Origin of the sequence: Sphaerisporangium fuscum (assembly GCF_018531465.1) — a bacterium.
Classification (GTDB): domain Bacteria; phylum Actinomycetota; class Actinomycetes; order Streptosporangiales; family Streptosporangiaceae; genus Sphaerisporangium; species Sphaerisporangium fuscum.
Genome location: NZ_JAHDTF010000003.1, coordinates 74,545 through 89,098, shown reverse-complemented (window position 1 = coordinate 89,098; position 14,554 = coordinate 74,545). Strand labels below are relative to the sequence as shown.

The 14,554-nt window shown below is 73.2% G+C and carries 12 protein-coding genes; 8 read left to right on the top strand and 4 right to left on the bottom strand.

Going from position 1 to position 14,554, the window contains the following annotated elements; translation table 11 throughout:
* Positions 1-4: 4 nt before the first annotated feature.
* Together KIK05_RS03315 and lon are read right to left on the bottom strand one after the other, a co-directional pair.
* Complete coding sequence (locus tag KIK05_RS03315) at positions 5-1,147, bottom strand: Fic family protein (protein ID WP_214409017.1); 1,143 nt, start codon at positions 1,145-1,147, stop codon at positions 5-7.
* A 74-nt stretch (positions 1,148-1,221) separates the two neighbouring features.
* The gene (gene lon, locus KIK05_RS03310; RefSeq protein ID WP_214409016.1) at positions 1,222-3,597 is read right to left on the bottom strand and encodes an endopeptidase La; all 2,376 of its coding nucleotides are present in this window, start codon (positions 3,595-3,597) and stop codon (positions 1,222-1,224) included.
* A gap of 151 nt (positions 3,598-3,748) precedes the next feature.
* Here lon and KIK05_RS03305 point away from each other — a divergent pair, with 151 nt between their 5' ends.
* The gene (locus KIK05_RS03305) at positions 3,749-4,483 is read left to right on the top strand and encodes a helix-turn-helix transcriptional regulator (RefSeq protein ID WP_308249718.1); all 735 of its coding nucleotides are present in this window, start codon (positions 3,749-3,751) and stop codon (positions 4,481-4,483) included.
* A gap of 70 nt (positions 4,484-4,553) precedes the next feature.
* Positions 4,554-5,090, top strand: a complete 537-nt coding sequence (locus KIK05_RS03300; RefSeq protein ID WP_214409015.1) for a hypothetical protein — start codon at positions 4,554-4,556, stop codon at positions 5,088-5,090.
* Between the two features lie 8 nt (positions 5,091-5,098).
* Here KIK05_RS03300 and KIK05_RS03295 read toward each other — a convergent pair whose 3' ends face one another.
* A complete protein-coding gene (locus KIK05_RS03295) occupies positions 5,099-5,776 on the bottom strand; it encodes a response regulator (protein WP_308249717.1) in 678 nt (225 codons plus the stop codon).
* Complete coding sequence (locus tag KIK05_RS03290; protein ID WP_214409014.1) at positions 5,769-7,847, bottom strand: sensor histidine kinase; 2,079 nt, start codon at positions 7,845-7,847, stop codon at positions 5,769-5,771. Before KIK05_RS03290 ends, KIK05_RS03295 begins: the two co-directional genes overlap by 8 nt.
* 213 nt (positions 7,848-8,060) lie before the next feature.
* On the opposite strand from KIK05_RS03290, the gene KIK05_RS03285 reads away from it, so the two are divergent.
* The 6 genes from KIK05_RS03285 to KIK05_RS03260 all read left to right on the top strand — a co-directional run bounded on the left by KIK05_RS03285 (position 8,061) and on the right by KIK05_RS03260 (position 14,530).
* Positions 8,061-8,729, top strand: a complete 669-nt coding sequence (locus KIK05_RS03285) for a hypothetical protein (protein WP_214409013.1) — start codon at positions 8,061-8,063, stop codon at positions 8,727-8,729.
* Between the two features lie 187 nt (positions 8,730-8,916).
* On the top strand, positions 8,917-10,173 hold the full coding sequence (locus tag KIK05_RS48685) for a sensor histidine kinase (protein ID WP_214409012.1): 1,257 nt from the start codon (positions 8,917-8,919) through the stop codon (positions 10,171-10,173).
* On the top strand, positions 10,170-10,823 hold the full coding sequence (locus KIK05_RS03275; RefSeq protein ID WP_214409011.1) for a response regulator: 654 nt from the start codon (positions 10,170-10,172) through the stop codon (positions 10,821-10,823). The genes KIK05_RS48685 and KIK05_RS03275 overlap by 4 nt, the downstream gene beginning before the upstream one ends.
* 262 nt (positions 10,824-11,085) lie before the next feature.
* Positions 11,086-11,844, top strand: a complete 759-nt coding sequence (locus tag KIK05_RS03270; RefSeq protein ID WP_214409010.1) for an alpha/beta hydrolase — start codon at positions 11,086-11,088, stop codon at positions 11,842-11,844.
* The gene (locus KIK05_RS03265) at positions 11,841-13,010 is read left to right on the top strand and encodes an acyltransferase family protein (protein WP_214409009.1); all 1,170 of its coding nucleotides are present in this window, start codon (positions 11,841-11,843) and stop codon (positions 13,008-13,010) included. The genes KIK05_RS03270 and KIK05_RS03265 overlap by 4 nt, the downstream gene beginning before the upstream one ends.
* An 8-nt stretch (positions 13,011-13,018) precedes the next feature.
* On the top strand, positions 13,019-14,530 hold the full coding sequence (locus KIK05_RS03260) for an MFS transporter (protein WP_250562183.1): 1,512 nt from the start codon (positions 13,019-13,021) through the stop codon (positions 14,528-14,530).
* Positions 14,531-14,554 lie beyond the last annotated feature (24 nt).

Below are 14,554 nucleotides of genomic sequence, written 5' to 3'. Positions count from 1 at the left end.
TGGATCAGCGGGTCAGGAGGGCCTGGTAAGGGTCTTTGAGGGGTTCGGATTCGGCGGCGAACCGGGCCTTCACCTGTTTCATCCTCGGGCCGGGGGCGTAGAAGCGGCCCTTGGTCTCGCCATACGGGGTGAGCCAGCTGCGGGCGGCCAGTTCGCGCAGGTCACGGGCCGCCTGGCCTTGGCTGAGCGCCTCGTCGGCCTGGTAGGTGGAGCGTCTCAGCCGCCTGGACACGAAGACCTGGTACAGAGCGGACACGCAACGGGCATGCAGCCGCTCACCGTCGACGGCCTCCTCCAGCAGCGTCCACACCTTCCCCGCCTCGGCCAGCCGCCGCCGTACCCGCTGGGCCTGCATGTGGTGGGCCCTCAGACAGAAGCGCACCCAGGGCAGCATGTCGCCGTGCGGCGCCCAGACGCCCTTCTGGACCTCGCGCAACGCGCGGTAGTAGTCGACGGTGTTCTCTCCCAGCCCCAGCCACTCCTCGATGGAGCAGAACTCCGGTGAGAGGATCCGGTCACGCCCGAGTACCAGCGTCTGCAGCGCCCGGGACATCCGCCCGTTGCCGTCCCGCCACGGATGAATCGCGACGAGGTTGAAATGCGCCATGGCGGCGCGCACGTAGCTCGGGACCTCCAGGTCTCCCGTGTTGAGCCACCCGACCAGCTCGTCGAGCAGGGACGGCACGTGCTCGGCGTCGGGGCCTTCGTAGACGACCTCGCCGGTGACGGAGTCGCGGACGTAGATGCCGCCCGGCCGTGCCGTTCCCGGGCTCTTCTTCTGATGGTGGCCGATCATCATGAAGTTGAGCGCGTGCAGCAGCCCGATGTCGTACCGGAACGACTGCGCCTGCGACAGCTGCCTGATGTAGGTGAGCGCCTGCTGGTATCCGGCGATCTCCCGCGTGACCGCGGACGACGCCTCCAGCGGCTCCTCACCCGCCATGATCGACTCGATGTCCTCGACGCTCGCGACGTAGCCCTCGATGGAGTTCGAGCCCTGGATCGCGCGGGCCTGGAGCTGGCGGCGCAGCTGGCCGTCCCAGCGGTGCGGCTCGGCCAGGCGGTACTTCAGGTCGCGCCGCATCTCCTCGATCTCGCCGAGGACCGCCTTGTCGGCCGGTTCGAGCTCCGGCGTCCCGTACAACATGCCCTCATGACAGCATGGACGAATCATCCGGTCAAGCGACCGGATGATTCGTCCATAATTGTCCTCGCGCCCCCTCAGGCGGCGGCGGGCTCCGCCACCGTGGCGGGGGTCAGCGCGATGGCCAGCACCTCGCGGACGTCGCTCACCGCGTGGACGGTCAGCTCACGCCGCACCGCCTCCGGCACGTCGTCGAGGTCGGGCTCGTTGCGCGCCGGGATGAGCACCGTGGTGATGCCCGCCCGGTGGGCGGCGAGCAGCTTCTGCTTGACCCCGCCGATCGGGAGCACCCGGCCTGTGAGCGACACCTCGCCCGTCATCGCCACGTCGGACCGCACCGGGCGGCCGGACAGCAGCGAGGCCAGGGCGGTGGTCATCGTGACGCCCGCCGACGGGCCGTCCTTGGGGATGGCTCCGGCGGGGACGTGGATGTGCACCGACCGGTCCTTCAGCGATCCGACGGGCAGTTCCAGCTCGGCCCCGCGCGAGCGCAGGTAGGACAGCGCGATCTGCGCCGACTCCTTCATCACGTCACCGAGCTGCCCGGTGAGGGTGACCGCCGTCGACCCGGTCTCCGGGTCGGCGAGCGACGCCTCGACGTACAGCACGTCGCCGCCGGCGCCGGTGACCGCGAGCCCGGTCGCCACGCCCGGCACCGCCGTACGCTGCTCGGACCCCGGCAGGGACGACTCGGGCACGTGCCGCGGCCGGCCGAGGTGGCCCACCAGGTCGTCGGCGCCGACGTTCGCCGGCAGCACGTCGTCGTCGAGCGCGGCCTTCGCGGCGACCTTGCGCAGCACCCGGGCGATGGCCCGCTCCAGCGAGCGGACGCCGGCCTCCCTGGTGTACTCGGCGGCGAGCCTGCGCAGCGCCGCCTCGTCCACGGTGACGTCGGAGGCGCTCAGGCCGGCCTTCTCGAGCTGGCGCGGCAGCAGGTGGTCGCGGCCGATCGCGACCTTCTCGTCCTCGGTGTACCCGTCGAGCGTCACGACCTCCATGCGGTCGAGCAGCGGGCCGGGGATGGCCTCCAGGACGTTGGCCGTCGCGAGGAAGAGCACGTCGGACAGGTCGAGCTCGACCTCGAGGTAGTGATCGCGGAAGGTGTGGTTCTGCGCGGGGTCGAGGACCTCCAGCAGCGCCGCCGTCGGGTCGCCCCGGTAGTCGGCCCCCACCTTGTCGACCTCGTCGAGCAGCACGACGGGGTTCATGCTGCCGGCCTCGCGGATCGCGCGGACGACGCGCCCGGGCAGCGCGCCGACGTACGTACGCCGGTGGCCGCGGATCTCCGCCTCGTCGCGGACGCCGCCGAGGGCGACGCGGACGAACTTCCTGCCCATGGCGCGCGCGACGGACTCCCCGAGCGAGGTCTTGCCGACTCCAGGAGGGCCCGCCAGGGCGAGGACGGCACCGCTGCGCCGGCCGCCCACCACGCCGAGGCCCTGGTCGGCCCGGCGCTTGCGCACCGCGAGGTATTCGATGATGCGGTCCTTCACGTCGTCGAGCCCGGTGTGGTCGGCGTCGAGCACGGCGCGGGCGGCGGCGATGTCGTAGGAGTCCTCGGTGCGGGTGTTCCACGGGATGTCGAGGACGGTGTCGAGCCACGTGCGGATCCAGCCGCCCTCGGGAGACTGGTCGGAGGTGCGCTCGAGCTTGTCGACCTCCTTGAGCGCGGCCTCACGGACCTTCTCGGGCAGGTCGGCGGCCTCGACACGCGCGCGGTAGTCCTCCTCTTCGGAGGAGGTCTCGCCGTTCAGCTCCGCGAGCTCCTTGCGGACGGCGGCGAGCTGCTGGCGCAGCAGGAACTCCCGCTGCTGCTTCTCCATGCCCTCCTGGACGTCCTTGCGGATCGTCTCGGCGACGTCGAGCTCGGCGAGGTGCTCGCGGGCCCACTCGACGAGCAGGGTGAGCCGCTCGGCCGGGTCGGGCTTCTCGAGCAGCTCGACCTTCTGCGGGGTGGTCAGCCACGGCGCGTAGCCGGAGCTGTCGGCCAGCACCGAGGCGTCCTCTATCTGGTTGATGGCGTCGACGATCTGCCAGGCGCCACGCTTCTGCATGATCGTGGTGGCCAGGGCCTTGTACTCCTTGGCCGCCTCCTCCGCCCGGGCGCCGGACGGGACGACCTCCATGCTGGTCGACTCGACCCAGAGCGCGGCGCCGGGACCGGTGGTGCCGGAACCCATGCGGACCCGCTCCACGCCGCGGACGACGGCCGCCGGGCCGCCGCCGGGAAGCCTCCCGACCTGCTCGACGACGGCGGCGACGCCCACGGCGCCGTACTTTCCGTCTATGCGGGGCACAAGCAGCACTCGCGGCTTGCCCTGCGCGGAGGTGGCCCTGGCGGCGTCGATGGCCGCGCGGACCTCGGCGTCCGACAGGTCGAGGGGGACGACCATGCCGGGCAGGACGACCTCGTCGTCGAGGGGCAGAACCGGAAGGATCACGCTCTGACTCATGCGAACTCCCAAGGGTTGAGTTACTTGGACTCAATTAATGAGAGCCCACGATTGTTCCCATGTCTGCGCTTGTTCGCTGGCAGCGATCGTAATTCTGTAATCCGGGTATGCTCACAGGGCTGGCCGTGACCTGATCACCCAAGGGAGGCGTGTGGACGAGAGCCTGTCACCGGCCCGGCTGGCCCGGCTGACCGAGCGGCTGGAAGAGGCGGTGGACAAGCTGCGCGGCGTCCCCGTCGACGTCGAGCTGGTGGACGACGCCGAGCTCGTGGCCCGGCGGATCGCGCAGGCCGTGGGCTCGGCCCGCGAGCTGCGCGCCATGCATCCGGTGGGCTCGGTGGAGCAGGGACGCCAGGAGCAGCGGAGCAGGCGCGACGTGCTCGACGCCCTGCGCGGCGGCATGGCGATGCGCACCGTCGTCCACGCGAGCGTGCTGGACGATCCCCGCAGGACGGCGCGCATCAGGGAACTGCACGCCGCGGGCGACCTGCACCGCGTCGTCGACGAGCCGATCCAGCAACTGCTCATCTTCGACCGCGCGGTGGCGTTCGTCCGGACCGCCCCGATCGCTCACTCGCCGGGCGCTCTGGTGATCAGGCAACCCAGCCTGATCACCATCCTCGTCGACCTGTTCGAGCAGACCTGGGCCAGGGCGAGGGACGTCACCGAGCCGGTGCAGCGGCTGAGCCCGCGCGAGCGCGAGGTGCTCGCGCTGATCGCCGAAGGGCGGTCCAACAGCGCCGTCGCCCGCGCGCTGTCCATCACCGAGGCCGCCGTCGGCAAGCACGTCGCCGGCGTGTTCACCAAGCTCGAACTGCCGGTGACCGACGACGTCAACCGGCGGGTGCTCGCCGTGCTCGCCTATCTGCGCGGCACGGCCAGGTAGTGCCAGGCCTACCCCGTCCTCGCCCCTGCCCCCGCGCGCGGCCGGCCGAGGGCCCGTTTCACTGAACGACATGCAGAGAATGACTGGATTGCTGGTGGGCGCGGTCTTCGGCGCCGTCTTCGTGCTCCTAAACGCCCGGAGCCCGCTGGACCCCGCGATGATCATGCTCCTGAAGGCGGCCGCCTGTCTCGCGGCCGCGAGTGTGCTGGCCATGTGGTTCCTCTCCGTCCGGAGAGAGCGCTCCGCCGAGGGGCCGCGGCCGAGCATGTACGGCCGGGGTTACCTGGTCGTCGTCGCCGCCGAGGTGATCCTGCTCTTCGGCGGGCTCCGGGTGCTGGCCGCGTTGGGGCGTCCCGAGGAGGGCAACGTCGCGTGGGTGGCCGCGGTGGTCGGCGCGCACTTCGTCGTGCTGGCGCCGATCTGGAAGGACCGGGGCATCGCCGTCCCCGGTGTGATCCTCACCCTGCTGGGGATCACCGGTCTGGTCCTGGCCTCGACGGCCGCCGCCGGCTGGGTGCCGTTCCTCAGCGGTGTGCTGTCCGGAGTGGTGCTCCTGACCGGCAGCGTCGTCTTCGGCTGGCGTACCGTGACCGCTTCACCCGCGTAGGGAGCCGGTCAGCGGCCGAGGCCGGCCTCCCGCGCGCGGACGATGGCCTCGGCCCGGTCGGCGACGTGCAGCTTGGCGAAGATGTTGGAGATGTTGTTGCGGACGGTCTTCGGCGACAGGAACAGCGCCGAGGCGATCTGGGGGTTCGGCCTGCCGGCGGCGATCAGCGAGAGGATCTCCCGCTCACGCGGGGTGAGCTGCGGGAACGCGACGTCGCGCGGGGCCGCGGGCGGGGAGGCGAAGAAGTCGGCCACGCGGCGCGCGACCGCCGGGCCGAAGATCGCCTCGCCATGGGAGACGGCGACGATGGCCCGGGTGATCTCGGCCTGGTTGGCGCCCTTCAGCAGGTAGCCGCGGGCCCCCGCCCGCATCGCGGCGAACAGCGTCGCGTCGTCCTCCGACATCGTGAGCACGACGACGCCGATGTGCGGGCTGTCGGCGACGATCCGCCGGGTCGCCTCGATCCCGTCGAGATCGGGCATGCGGACGTCCATCACGACGATGTCGGGCTGAAGATCGGCGGCACGCTCGACGGCCTCGTTCCCGTTCGCGGCGGTGCCCGCCACGTCGATGCCGGGGATCGAGGCGAGCAGGACCGCCAGCCCGTCGCGGTACACCGGGTGGTCGTCGGCGAGCAGCACTCGAATCGGCTCGTCCGGCGTCGCGCCGGGCCCGGTGTCAGACACCCAGGACCTCCATGGGCTGCTCCAGTGGCAGTCTCGCCCGGACCACCGTACCGCCGGCGGGCGGGCAGGTGATCTCGCAGTCGCCGCCGAGCTCGGCCGCCCGCTCGCGCAGCGAGAGCGTGCCGACGCCGACGGCGACATCGGGCCCGATGCCCGACCCGTCGTCGCGCACGACCACCTCCAGTGCCCCCTCGCGTACGGCCAGCTCGATCTCGCAGCGGACGGCGCCCGCGTGCCGGACCACGTTGGCGAGCGCCTCCGAGACGATACGGTACGCGGCCACCTCGACGGCCGCCGGCAGCGCGCCCAGTCCCTCGCCGCCGGTCACCACGACCTGCGGGCCGCTCGACCGGACGTGGTCCGCCTGCTGCTCCACGGCGCGGAGCAGGCCCAGCTCGTCCAGCGCGGGCGGGCGCAGGTCGTGCACCAGCCGGCGGACGTCGGCCATCACCGTGGCGACCTCGGCGGCGGTCTGCGCGAGGATCCGGTCGGAGTCGGCGGGAGAGGTGGAGGCCAGGTTCCGGGCGGCCTCGATCCGCAGCGCCACCGCCCCGAGGCTCGGCCCCAGCCCGTCGTGCAGGTCGCGCCGCAGCCGCCGCCGTTCCTCCTCCCTGGCGACCACGAGCTGGGCGCGGATCCGCTGGAGGTCCGCGCTCAGCTCGCCGGCCCGTACGGCCTCCGCCGCCTGCCGGACGAGGTCGCCGAGCAGCCGCTGGTCCCGCTCGGTCAGGTCGGCCCGGCACAGCACCAGGCGGCCCGCCGTCTCGCCCCGGTGGGCGACCGGCAGCGACACCGACGGCCCGCGCGGGGAGCCGTGCTCGACCACCGAACGCACCCCGCCCGGCCGCTCGAGCTCCACCCTCACGTACGGCAGGCGGAACGACTCGGCCACCGTCCGGGCCAGCGCGATCAACTGCTCGTCGGGGCCGTTGACGGCGTCGAGCCGCGCGGCGAGCGTCGCGACCATGGCGTACGGGTCGTCGCGCCCGCCGCGCACCAGGCGGCGCGCGCCCCGCCACAGCCAGGTCCGCAGCGGCGCGTAGGCGACCGCGACGATCGCGGTCGCGGCCAGCGCGGAGTCCCGTTCGCCCAGCGTGCTGCCCGCCAGGGTGAACACCGCGACGTCGATCAGGACCGCCAGGATCGCCAGCAGGCCGTACAAGAGGGTCGCCGGCAGCAGCCGGTCGATGTCGTACAGCCGGTACTTGGACACCGCGACCAGCACGGCGACGGAGGTGAGCGCGACGGTGAGGCACAGCAGCAGCGAAGGGAGGCGCGGCGGCGTCACGAGCGGGAGCAGCAGCGTGAACACGCCGACCAGCGCGGCCCAGGTCAGCCAGCGGATCTGCGCCCGCCGCTCCTGGTCGGCGGCGCGGTAGCGGTGCACCAGAACGGCGAACGGCACCACCAGGCTCACCGGCACGGCCGCGTACGCGACGTCCAGCACCGGTGCCCAGACGTCGTACGGCAGGGCGACGGCGACCGGGTCGAGCCCGAGCCGGGCGATCTCGGCGGGCAGCGGGGAGGCGTGGTAGCGCGCCGGCACGTCAGCGGGCACGACGAGCAGCACCGCCGGCAGCAGCGAGGTGAGCGCGAGGCTGGCCACCGACACCCAGCGCCACGGGCGCGCCGCCGGGAGCCGTCCGTCGGGGAACAGCACGATCAGCAGCGGCAGCCCGATCAGCAGCGCGGCGCCGAACCGGGCGTAGAACCAGTAGGCGGCCGAGGCCCCTGGCGCGCCGGGCGAGAGGTAGATCGCGTACGTCGCCCAGGATCCCGCCAGGCCGTTCAGCACCCACTCCAGGCCGGAGAGGGTGAGCACCCAGGCGACGGGATGCCGGGGCAGCCGCCGCAGCAGCAGCACGCCGGTGAGGGTCTGCGCCAGGCCCGCGACGCCCGAGGACCAGCCGAAGTCGAGTTCGGTGCCCGGCGGTATCCGCACGGCGGCGTTGCGGAGGTCCAGGATCACGGTCGCCGCGACGGCGACCGCCGCGAGCGCCGGCACCGCCAGTACGACCGGCAGGCGGCGGGGCCGCGCCGCCGGGGTCCCGGCCCGTGCCACGTTCGTCATGGCACGCATTGTCGCCCGTTCTGTGTCCCGTTGTCCCGGGACAGGTGTCCCGGGACAACGCCGCCGGGCCGGGACCGCGGATGAGACCGGCGCCCCTGCGGGCCCGGGACGGCGGCGGCGGATTCTGGATCCCGCACGGCGCTCCCGGCACCGGGATCCGGGATCGCCACCACGGACGCGGCGTGAGGACGCCGCGAGAGACGAGAGATGATCATGGACACCCACCTCACCAACGAACCCGCCAGGGCCCGCACCGACATCCGCGGCGACGGCGCCACCGTCGCCGGCCCCGGCCCGGACGCCCACCGGGCGATCCGCCGCGCGGGGATCGGACTCGCCGCCGGCACGCTGGTGTGGGCGGCGAGCATCTTCGCGGTCGGTACCACCGGCGGCGGCATGGTGGGCCGGATCGGCGACCTCGCCGGCCTGGCCTTCCAGCTCGGCGTGTTCTGCCTCCTCGGGGCACAGCTGCGGACCCGCGCGCTGGGCGTCTCCCGTGCCGCCATGGTGACGCTCAAGGTCGAGATGGGCCTGCTCGGCGTCGCCAGTGTGTGGTCGCTGCTGCACGGTGTGATGCCGGACGCCGTCCAGAACGCCGCCTGGCTGGGGATCCTCGACCTGTTCTGGCCGCTGTCGATGCTCGGCATGTTCGCGATCAGCGTGAAGCTGGCGTTCGCCGCCCGGTGGCGGGGAGAGCTGCGCTGGTGGCCGCTCGTCGCGGAGAGCTGGGCGGTCGTGACGGTCCCCACCTTCCTCCTGCTCGGCGACGAGCCGTCCCGCTGGGTCGGCGGCGGCCACCTGCTCATCGGATACGCCGCGCTCGGGGTGCTGCTCGCCCGGCGCCCGGAGCTGACCCTCCCCGCCGGGCGCGACGCCCGCTGAGCCGGGTCCCGCACCCATCGTGGAGGGCGGGCCTGTCCGTCCGGCGTCGTCCCCGCGACGGCCGCCGGGCCCGCCCCGCCGCAGGGCCGTCGATACGCACGTATGGCTCGGGTAGTCCCTGGGTATGACGGCCGGGGTCCCTCCGGAGCGGGACTCGGACCCGGGCGGATCCCATTAACCTTGGCGGGTGTTCTCCCGCGCCCGCACCGTCCTCTCCCAGCTGGTGCGGCCGCTGGCTGCGGCACTGGTGACCGGGACGGCCGATCCACGTCCCCCGAGGTCACGCCGCCTGCGCTTCCGCGTGCCCCGCGTGTTGGGGCTACTGCCGTTCCGTCATGTCGACCTGGTCGTGGTGGGCGACCTCTTCCTGGCGTACATCCTCTTCGTCAGCAACCTCGCCATCTACAATCCACGCCGCCCGGAGATGGCGCTGATCCCCCTCCTCGCGTCCCTGCCGATGGTGCTCCGCGACAGGTGGCCGGTCGCCGCCTGGCGCTTGAGCGCGGGGATCACCATCGTCGGGGCCATCGCCTGGGGCGGATGGGACGGCAGGCTTCCCTACACCCTGCCGCAGATGATCGTCTACCTGCTGTGCACGTACTCGATCGCGGTGCGCACCGGCAGGGACGTCGCCCTCGGCGTCTGGGGCGTGTCGGTGCTCGCCGCGTGGATCATCCATCCGGACTCGATGGCGTGGGCGGCCGTCGTGGTGGCGGTCGCGGTGCTGTTCGGCTACAACGTGCGGACCAGACGTACGGCGACCAGCCGGCTCGCCGAGGAGCGGCAGGCCGCCGAGGAGCAGCGGAACGCGCGGGTGATCCTTGAGGAGCGGGCACGGATCGCCCGCGAGCTGCACGACGTCGTCGCCCACCACATGTCGGTGATCGCGATCCAGGCCGAGGCCACTCCCCTGCAGGCCCGCGGCGACCCGGCGAAGCTGGAGAGCGGCCTGGCGGACATCCGCCACCTATCGCTGGCGGCCCTGGCCGAGATGCGGCAGGTGCTCGGCGCGCTGCGGGGCGAGCACGGACGGCGCGAGACCGCGCCGCAGCCCGGCCTGGACCGTCTCGACGACCTGGTCGCCACCTCCCGCGGCGCGGGCCTGCGGGTGTCGGTGCACGTCAGAGGCTCCCTCGACCTCCCGACGGCGGTGGGGCTGTCGGCGTACCGGATCCTTCAGGAGTCTCTGAGCAACGCGATGCGCCACGCCCCGGGCTCCTCGGTGACCATCGAGATCGTCCGCACGGAGGCGGAGCTGCGCCTGCGGGTCGCCAACGGCCCCGGCCGGGGCGTCCCTGCCGCTTCCGCAGGCGCGGGCGGCCAGGGGATCATCGGGATGCGCGAGCGCGCCGCGCTGCTCGGCGGCACCGTGAACGCCTCGCGCGACCCCGACGGCGGTTTCGTCGTACGGGCCGCCATTCCCCTGACGGAGGACGGAAGATGATCCGTGTCCTGATCGCCGACGACCAGGGCATGGTGCGCACGGGTTTCACCGCCTTCCTCGGCACCCAGCCCGACATCGAGGTGGTCGGCGAGGCCGTCAACGGTCTGGAGGCCGTCGCCCGCGCGGCGGAGCTGCGGCCCGACGTGGTGCTGATGGACGTCCGGATGCCCGAGATGGACGGCCTGGAGGCCACCCGCCTCGTCCTCGCCCATACCCCCACCAAGATCCTCATCCTCACCACCTTCGACCTCGACGACTACGTCTACGAGGCGCTGCGGGCGGGCGCGAGCGGGTTCCTCCTGAAGGACGCCTCCGCGCAGCAGCTCGTTGAGGCCGTGCGGGTCGTGGCCGCCGGGGAGGCGCTGCTGGCCCCGTCGGTGACCAAGCGGCTGATCTCCGAGTTCGCCCGGCTCGGCGGGCCCCGCACACCGAGCGTCAGGCGCCTGCCCGACCTCACCGAACGGGAGACCGAGGTGCTCGCCCTGATCGCCCAGGGCCTGTCGAACGGCGAGATCGCCGGCCGGCTGATCGTCTCCGAGCAGACCGTGAAGACCCACGTCGGCCGCATCCTGGCCAAACTCGGCCTGCGCGACCGCGCGCAGGCCATCGTCTTCGCCTACGAGACCGGCCTGGTCCGCCCCGGCGAGTGATCCGCCCGGCTCCCCGCCGTGAAGGCCGCCGGACCCACCGCTCCCCGGCTCGCCGTACCGGCGGACTGAGGGCATCCCTCCCCCGGCACCGGCCCCTGCCCCGTACCGGCGTCCATCACCGACACCCCCTCCCTGGCCTCCCGCCACCCCACCTCCCACCTCAGGGTGACGCGGGAGGACCACTCCCTGAGGGGACGCAGGTTACCGATCTTGGTTCGTAGCTTTCCGTCCGGTTCGCAGTGACCGGACAGGGAGGCTCATCGTGGGCAGGACGGTTTTCGCGGCGGTCTCGGTGGCCGGCGTGCTCGGCGCGCTGGCGCTGCTGGCGCCCGGCCCCGGCGACCGGAGGGTCGAGGTCTTCGGCGATCTCGCGACCGCCGACCGCGTGGCGGTGATCGTGCCCGGTTCGGACGTCACCCTGAAGACGTTCGACGGCGGCAGGCGCAAGTGGTACAGCACACCGGGCGGAGCCGCCCGCGCCCTGACGGCGCAGATGGGGGTGACCGGTCCCGGCGTGCGGACGGCCGTGGTGGCCTGGCTCGGGTACGACAGCCCCCGCACCTACAGCCTGGCCGCGGCGACGGACACGGTCGCCGCCGAGGGAGCGCGGGCGCTGCGCCGCCAGGTCATGGACATCCGCGCCCGCACCGCCGTCCCCATCACACTCCTGTGCCACAGCTACGGCTCGGTGGTGTGTGCCAGGGCCCTGCCGGGGCTGCCGGTGTCCGACGTGGCCGTGGTCGGCAGTCCCGGCCTGGGCGTCGCGCGGGCGAGCGCTCTGAAGTCCCCCGCCCGGCTGTGGGCGGGGCGGGGTGCGGAAGACTGGATGAGGTTCGTCCCCTCGGTGAAGCTCGGGCCGCTCGGGTTCGGCGCCGATCCCGTCCGGCCGTCGTTCGGCGCCCGGGTCTTCCAGGCGGGGACGGGCGGGCACAGCGACTACTTCCAGCCCGGAAGCCTTTCGCTGCGCAACCTCGCGTTGATCACTCTTGGCCGTGCCTCCGAGGTGGAGGTGGCACGATGAAACTTCTCTCCGCCGCCGGGCGCTCGCCGGGTGCCGCCTGGGACGAGTTCGCCGAGCGGGTCGCCGCAGGTACGCCGAGCGGCCGCGACCGCGGCGCGGACGCCCTGCGGGCCCTGGCGATCATCGGGGTGATCGCCGGGCACTGGCTGGTCACCGCGTGGATGATCGACGCGGCCGGGCACGTCCGGGTCGCCAGCCCGCTCACCTACATGCCCGGCCTCACCCCCGCCTCCTGGGTCTTCCAGACCCTCGCCGTGTTCTTCTTCGTCGGCGGGTACGCCGCCGACAGGAGCCTGGCCCGGACGGCGGACGCACGGCGGTGGCTACTGGGGCGCACCCGCCGGCTGCTCGTCCCGGTCGGGCCGCTGCTGCTCGCGTGGGTGCTCCTGCTCCTCCCGCTCGCCGGCGCCGGGCTCCCCGTCGGTTCCCTGCGGTCGATCGCCACGCCCGCCCTCGGGCCGCTGTGGTTCCTGCTGGTGTTCGGCCTGCTGACGGCGGCGACGCCGCTGCTGTCCAAGGCACGGCCGCTGCCGCTGGCGTGCGTGCTGGTGGCGCTGGTGCTGGTGGTGGACGTCGTCCGCTTCGGGCTCGGCGGGCCGGGGTGGCTCGGCTGGGAGAACCTCGCCACCGGCTGGGCGGTGCCGTACGTCCTCGGCATCGCCTGGGCGCGGGGCGCGCTGGCCGGCAGGCGGGTGGCGGCGGCCATGCTGGCGGGCGGGGCGGCGGGCACGGCTCTGCTGGTGCTGGTCTTCGGCTATCCCGCCAGCATGGTCGGAGTGACCGGCGCCCGGGTGTCCAACCTCAGCCCGCCGACCCTGGCGGCGGTGTGCTTCGGCGTCGCCCAGATCGGGCTGGCCCTGCTGCTGCACCGGCCGCTGACCGCGCTCATGCGCCGCCCCCGCGTCTGGGCGGCGGTGGTCGTGGCGAACCTCTCGGCGATGACCGTCTTCCTGTGGCACCAGACGGCGCTGACCGTGATCATGCTGGCCGGGCTGCCCTTCGGGTCGGCACCGGGTCTGCTCGCCCGCCCCGACTCGGTGACGTGGCTGCTCCAGCGGCTGTCATGGCTGCCCCTGGCGGCCGCGCTCGTCGCCCTGGCCTGCGTGTACTTCTCCCGTCGCGACCGGTCGGCGACCCGTCAAGGCAGGCTCAACCATGCACCATGATGGTCAGCATGGACAAAAGCGGCATCCTTCTGAGCTCCCCTCGCGGCCGGTGGGTCCTGTTCACCACCGTGCTCGGTTCCGGGATGGCCTTCCTCGACAGCACCGTTGTCAACGTGGCGCTGCCCCGGCTGGGCGAGGAACTGCGTGCCTCGATGTCCGGCCTGCAGTGGACCGTCAACGCCTACACCCTCACCCTGGCCGGGCTGATCCTGCTCGGCGGCTCGCTCGGCGACCGGTACGGCAGGCGCAAGGTCTTCACGATCGGCGTCGCGTGGTTCGCCCTGGCCTCGGCCCTGTGCGGGCTCGCGCCGAACATCGAGACCCTCGTCCTGGCCCGCGCGCTGCAGGGGATCGGCGGCGCGCTGCTCACCCCCGGCTCGCTGGCGATCATCCAGTCGTCGTTCGTCCGTGAGGACCGGCCGCGCGCGGTCGGCGCCTGGTCGGGGCTCGGCGGGCTCGCGGGCGCCCTCGGCCCCCTGCTCGGCGGCTGGCTGGTCGAGGCGGCGGGCTGGCGCTGGGTCTTCCTGATCAACCTGCCGCTGGCGGCCCTGGTGATCGCCGTCGCCGTCCGGCACGTGCCGGAGACCCGGGACGAGGCGGTCGACGGGCGGTTCGACGTGCTGGGCGCCGCCCTCGCCGCGCTCTCGCTCGCCGGGATCACCTACGGGCTCATCGAACGCGGCTCGCCGGTCCCGCTGGTCGCCGCCGCCGCGGGAGTCGTCCTGGGGGCGGTCTTCGTCGTCGCGGAGGTTCACCGATCGCGCGGGGGCCCGGTGTCGGCGCTGGTGCCGGTCCGCGTGTTCGCCTCACGCGAGTTCACGGCCGTCAACGTCGTCACGCTGATCATGTACGCGGCGCTGGGCGTGGTGACGTTCCTGCTCATCGTGGAGCTGCAGGTGGCCGCCCACTTCTCCCCCATCGCGGCCGGGTCCTCCATGCTGCCCGTCATGCTGCTGATGCTGCTGCTGTCACCCCGGTCCGGGGAACTGGCCAAGCGGGTGGGGCCGCGCCTGCCGATGACGGTGGGCATCCTGCTGTGCGCGGGCGGGCTGCTGCTGATGAGCCGGGTCGGCCCCGGTTCGTCGTACCTCACCGACGTGCTGCCCGCGGTCACGCTCTTCGGCCTGGGGCTCTCGGCCGCGGTCGCGCCGCTGACGGCCACGGTGCTCGCCACGGCGGAGGAGCGGTACGCGGGCGTGGCGAGCGGGGTGAACAACGCGGTGGCGCGCACCGGCAGCCTCCTCGCGGTCGCCGCGATCCCGCCGCTGGTGGGCCTGACCGGCTCGGCGTACACCTCGGCGACGGCGTTCACGGCGGGCTTCCGGACGGCCATGCTGGTCTCCGCCGCGATGATGGCCTGCTCGGCGATCCTGACGTTCGTGACGATCAGGACGAACGCCTTGAGCGGCGCCCCGGGGAGGCACGAACCCGAGCGGAAGGCGGCCTGCGAGCTGGCCGCGCCGCCGCTGGAGCCGGGCGAGGACGACGAGCACGCGGACGGGCACCGGCGGAACCCCTGACGCCACGCCGGTGCGCACGGTGAT